The 5161-nt window shown below is 40.1% G+C and carries 4 protein-coding genes; 1 reads left to right on the top strand and 3 read right to left on the bottom strand.

Translation table 11 applies throughout. From position 1 onward, the window contains the following. The 3 genes from ABWY16_RS14270 to ABWY16_RS14260 all read right to left on the bottom strand — a co-directional run. The coding region (locus tag ABWY16_RS14270; RefSeq protein WP_353905320.1) for a lanthionine synthetase LanC family protein at positions 1 to 1979 on the bottom strand (1979 nt) is incomplete at its 3' end. Beyond that, positions 1945 to 2613 carry a Crp/Fnr family transcriptional regulator gene (locus tag ABWY16_RS14265; RefSeq protein WP_353905319.1) on the bottom strand — a complete coding sequence of 223 codons (669 nt, stop codon included), beginning with the start codon at positions 2611 to 2613 and terminating at the stop codon, positions 1945 to 1947. The genes ABWY16_RS14265 and ABWY16_RS14270, both read right to left, overlap by 35 nt. Positions 2614 to 2810: 197 nt before the next feature. Continuing rightward, the gene (locus ABWY16_RS14260) at positions 2811 to 3410 is read right to left on the bottom strand and encodes a Crp/Fnr family transcriptional regulator (protein WP_353905318.1); all 600 of its coding nucleotides are present in this window, start codon (positions 3408 to 3410) and stop codon (positions 2811 to 2813) included. A gap of 1032 nt (positions 3411 to 4442) precedes the next feature. Here ABWY16_RS14260 and ABWY16_RS14255 point away from each other — a divergent pair. Next, complete coding sequence (locus ABWY16_RS14255; protein ID WP_353905317.1) at positions 4443 to 5078, top strand: DUF6266 family protein; 636 nt, start codon at positions 4443 to 4445, stop codon at positions 5076 to 5078. Positions 5079 to 5161 lie beyond the last annotated feature (83 nt).

The following is a 5161-nucleotide window of genomic DNA, read 5'->3' as shown; positions in this document are numbered from 1 at the left end:
GAAGGTCTGCCATTTGAATTTCTCATTTCCAGTAGTCTGATCAGAAAATAAATGATCCCAGCATTGCCTGACAGTAAACTTGCATCAATGTTGTCCATGCCACGCATATTCCAGTGGATATTATCTTCACTGTTTGTGATCAACATATGATTCAGTAAGTGGCACAACCGGTTGATTCGTTGCATCCACCTGCTGTCATCAGTTGCCTTTGCGGCCTGTACATACACAAGTCCTATCCCTGCCAGGCCAGACTCTAAACTAAAATCAAAGCTGTAGGGGAGCTCAGGTAAATCATTAAGCATTTTTTCTGCTGTCTCTTTATATTTCGGTTTACCCCAAATTTCGTACGCATAGAGAAAAACCAGGGCAATACCAGAGGTGCCACCCATTAGGGAAATATCCTGAACTCCCACCTTCTTCTTGGAGGACCAAAAAGTTACCTCTGGATAAAGCTTAACGCGTAATGCTGTTAATGCTTTGGTGATTGCTTGCTCCAATTCAAAATTACTACGGTACCTATAACATTTAATGAGTGTAAGCAATACTCCTGCTTTTCCGTCGGCAAGGCGTAAATGCTCCATTGGCCATGATCCATCCGGAGACTGATTTTTTAATAGTATACTGATGAATGTGCTCAGTTTTTTTTCCAGCAGCTGAGTAGGGTGCTTTTGCAAAATCAATAACACGGCAAGGGCCTGTCCCGCTACCCCGTTTGCCAGATCTAAAGTGGGCGCCGCTGCTCTCATCCAATCGTATGTTCGTGGCAGAGTCCTGTCTATGCCAAGCATTCCTATGTCAAGAGCGCTGTATAAACCCAAGGCATTTCCTGCACGGCCGCAGAATAAGCCCGGCAATTCTGTCTCAAGCGTTGCCTGATACAAAGCGGAATCATTTTCATACCCTTTTTTGAAAAATGACTGAACTTTTTCTGGCGTTTTATCAATTCCATACTCGCTGATCAGATGTAAAATGCCCTGAACAGGAACAGCAAGGCCTGCATTTAAATTCTTTCGGTATAAACTGTTTCTGTCTTTAAGATCTACATTGATTAAACCTTTGAATGCCCGTTGCACCATAAAATCAATGTGCTGCAGAGATGGTCGCTCAAAATTACTCAGCAGCTCCTGGATGCACTGACGTATTTCAACTAGTTCTGGCCTTTCACTTTTTTCCTCGCTCAAACAGTTCCCAATGATTGATTGTATCGCTTGTGGTACTCCCAGAAATGACATTGATTTGAGGAGCATTTCCGGATTGTCTACGTCAAACTTTAATGGCGGAAGATTAGTAAAGGCTGTGAGTATCAGAGCTCCCAAGCCATAGATATCTTGTTTTACAGTGGGTACGAGGCGCAAGCGCTGTTCGGGCGACATAAATCCGGCTGTGCCCAGAGCAAAAGGGGGAGTGGGGTGTTTTTCATGTATTGGATGTGCAAGCTCAAGATCAATCATGATCACCTGGCCAGCCGGCTTGATAAGGAAGTTTTCAGGAGTGATGTCTCTGTGCAAAAATCCGGCGTCATGCATGATCTGGATAACATCAATTACACGGAGCAGCAAATTCAAAACCACTGTTCTATCAGCTGGGCTCAATTGATCCCATGTTCTGTTTTGATAAACGTCAGCCAATCTTTCTCTAAGGGGTGTGCCAAAAATATGTTCCATAATCAGGTAATAGTTGAACTTATACCTGAAAAACTCCTTTATTTTGGGCAATTTTAAAACTGCAGGCAGTGATTGATGCAGCTGCATCTGCCATTTCAATCTATTGCTCATGTTACGTCCAAATTCATCAGCTGGCATTTCTCCATTACCATGTTTGATGATCACCGAATCATTCTTGAGCCATCCATCATAATCCTTAGCCAGATATACATTGCCTTTTTCTGAGGTTTTTAAGGTAGTATGGATATAATAATTTTTCAAAAAAAATGTCTGGCCTGCTTCATTGCTGCCGGCTTGCAGGAGTAGTGGTTCCATTGTTTGTTGATTTATATAATGTTAAAGCCTTGCTTAAAGTAGTTCTGGACATGCCCAGGTGGGATGCAATGATTTCCTGATTAATCCTGGTAACAAGTGTGGGATGACGGCGTACAAAGTCCCGCACCTTTTCTATAACTGACAGGTTGATCAGACTCATAAAGTGTTGGCATGCCAAATGGCCTTCTGCCTGTAAATGCAGCAGTAAAGACATTAGTTGTGGTAGTTCATTGATTATTATCCTGAGGCTGGTGTAGCTTATCGATATCAACTGTCCGTCTTCAAGCATTTGCGTATGCTCAATCGGTATAGTGCCATGCAGGAAGGTATTTAGATTAAAGATGATGTCGTCCTTTATCCATATTTTTTGGACAACTAACTTTTTGTCACGGGGATTATTAACGAAACTATATGCAATGCCAGTGTGAACAAAAAAGATGTATTTACCTGTGTCTAAATTTACTGGTGCAGCTATCCCGGATTTGGGATATAATTGTGTAGTGCTGTTGTTTATTAATGACTGGATAGCTTCATCCATCTCCTGATCGGTTAAATCTTTGCAAAGGGTTGCCAGCCTTTTGCGGAAGGATTTCTCTGAGGGTAGTATACCGTTCTTTGGGTTTAAAATCTCCATTTCTTCGGGGAAATTAGTTATTGCCTCCCTGCTCTATTTGCTGCCGCCGGGTATTTTATATTTGGTTAGTTAGTAATCTTGCTTAGACAAATTTAAACACAGTATTCCTGTGAGTGGTAGCGGATAGTCGATGAATTGTTGTCCACTTTCGGAGATTTTTATGGGTAGGTGTTGTGTCTTGATAAAGCATTTTATGGTCAGTTTCGCTTCATTAGCTCGTAAAAATGGGATGGGGAGACTCCAAGCAGCGATGCAATGAATTTTTTTGAGAACTTTAGGGCTAGCTTCTTATCCGTAGCCATAAGTTCTCTGTACCTCTCTTCTGCTGAAAAGGTCTGGCTGTCCATATCCCGCTCACGATGGTACGTTAGAAAATGGCCTTGAATTGCCATAATGAAAAGGAGTGCTTCCGGGTATTGATCGATGATACGGTTAATTGCCGAGCGGTGTATAGCTGCCACTTCTGAGGTATCGCAAGTATATATTCGTAAGTCTGAGGGTGTTTGATTTATATATCCGGCAATGTCGGTAACTATAGCGTTCTCGCACCAGAGGTATAGAGTTACCCGCTTGCCATCAGCATCGAGATAATAACCGCTGATCGCTCCCTTTCTAAGAAAGTAAATTAGCTCTGGTGTTTGTCCAATGTTCAGTAAGCTGTGACCCTTGGGGAATTTCTTTTCCTCTATAGCCTGGGTCAATAGGTCTAACCACTGGAGCGATGAAGGCTTTTCAAGCTTTAATTTAGCCAGGCCGGCAGAATTGAATACATAGTTTAAGAACTCCTCTTGTATCATAGTTCGTAAAGGATAATAATAGTTTTTTAAATTTTACAATGTATATAGTTCATATATACTTCAATTGTAACGGATAACTATTTAATAATATAATTACAATGATAAGCTAGTTTTATAATTGTATAGTTATCGTATATTATATCAAATATATTATTCATTAAAAATAATATTAACGTAATTCTACAGTAAAATGTATTTTTTGCTGCTGAATTTGAATTCGAATGTGGGTTGATGTAACCATTAAAACGTTTTTTTGTTACTGTTTTTTGAATGATGTTACCAGTTAATATGCGTTTAAATGCTTTTAGCAAAATTTGGTAATATGTGTAACTAAAAGTGTAAAATTAATATTTCAATTATGCTGAGTTTGTGACCTGGATCACAAATCTCATATTTGACAGTATATTTAAATCAAAACATTCTATTTGCGGTTTTATGACTGATTAACTTCGTTTTTATTGCTTTCTTTCAGCCTTTTTAGCATTTTTTATTGGGACTGTCTATCATATTCAGACCAGCTTTCGTTTCAAAAATGTAATAAAGATTACCTATTTCTGTATTTTAGCGCGTTTTTGTGCCGTAAAAATAAATTTTAAATTTCTTTTTACATTAAAATATTTATGATAGATTTGAGTAATTAACCTGCTCTCTTTCAGGTGAGTGGATTTACCAATAACCAAAATATGTCGTATGAACAGGGAACTACAGTGCCTTTATGGCCGGCCTGATGCGTGCATCACGGACTTTCAGCGTACTACAAATGCACCTATGAGGTTACATAACCATGATCCACCTTGATTGTCTTAATCATTGAACATATACTGTTCGTGTATCGTTCGTATACTGCTTTGTATTGGCGGCACCTTGGCGGCGGATTGTCGGCGTGTTGGGACCATGCTGGCGGCACGTTGGAGGCACAAAAAATGCTGCCAACCCGCAGTCAACATGGTATGAAAATGGGCGCAAACGGCTACCAATACAAAGCAATACCAAACCAATATCAAAAGAGTAATAACACATAACCAAAATAGAATGGCAACTTCAAAAAAGAAGAATGCTCCCTTTACTGGAAAAGTGGGCAATACAGTAACCTATCTGCTAAATGGACAATGGGTAAAACGCACTATTGGAAAAAATGATGGTCCGCCAACCGTTCTGCAGCTCGCTACGCGGATGATGCTTTCCCTACTAGCAAATTTGTTTAAACCTGTAAAAGGGTTGATCAATGTTGGCTTCGCGCTACAGGCGAAAAACACTACGAAAAACGCGCATAACATTGCGACAATTGAGAACAAGTTGGTGGCGCTGAAAGGCAATTATCCGAATCTAGAAATCAATTATCCCGGGGTAATCTTTAGCAAGGGCACGATGCCTGTTAACCCAGAGATGGAGGTTTCTATAATGGGAACAGGTCTAATATTTACCTGGGACGCTGAGTTATTAATGAAGGGAATGCATCCAAGCGACCGGGTAATAATGATCGCCTATTGCCCCGAAAAGAAATATGCATTTTATGAAGTGGATGGGGCGAGAAGAGAAGAAGGGAGTGATTACCTGCCCCTGCTAAGGTACCGTGAAAGTGTAATCATTCACACCTATGCAGCGTTTATATCTGCAAATAAAAAAAATATTTCAACAACAGTATACACAGGAGAATTCCTATGGTAAAGTATCTATCAATCAATTTAAAAAACCTGCATAATGAAAAAACTTCTAGAGAAAATCGAGTTCCTGATTTACCTGTGCCAGCA

The organism is Pedobacter sp. (assembly GCF_040513095.1).
GTDB lineage: Bacteria > Bacteroidota > Bacteroidia > Sphingobacteriales > Sphingobacteriaceae > Pedobacter.
The sequence above is the reverse complement of the archived record's forward strand: the minus strand, read 5'-3'. Positions and strand labels throughout refer to the sequence as shown.

What these genes read in the sequence shown, in the direction of transcription:
- ABWY16_RS14265 (WP_353905319.1), bottom strand. Translation starts at nt 2,613, where the DNA reads ATGGAGATTTTAAACCCAAAGAACGGTATACTACCCTCAGAGAAATCC.
- ABWY16_RS14260 (WP_353905318.1), bottom strand. Translation starts at nt 3,410, where the DNA reads ATGATACAAGAGGAGTTCTTAAACTATGTATTCAATTCTGCCGGCCTG.
- ABWY16_RS14255 (WP_353905317.1), top strand. Translation starts at nt 4,443, where the DNA reads ATGGCAACTTCAAAAAAGAAGAATGCTCCCTTTACTGGAAAAGTGGGC.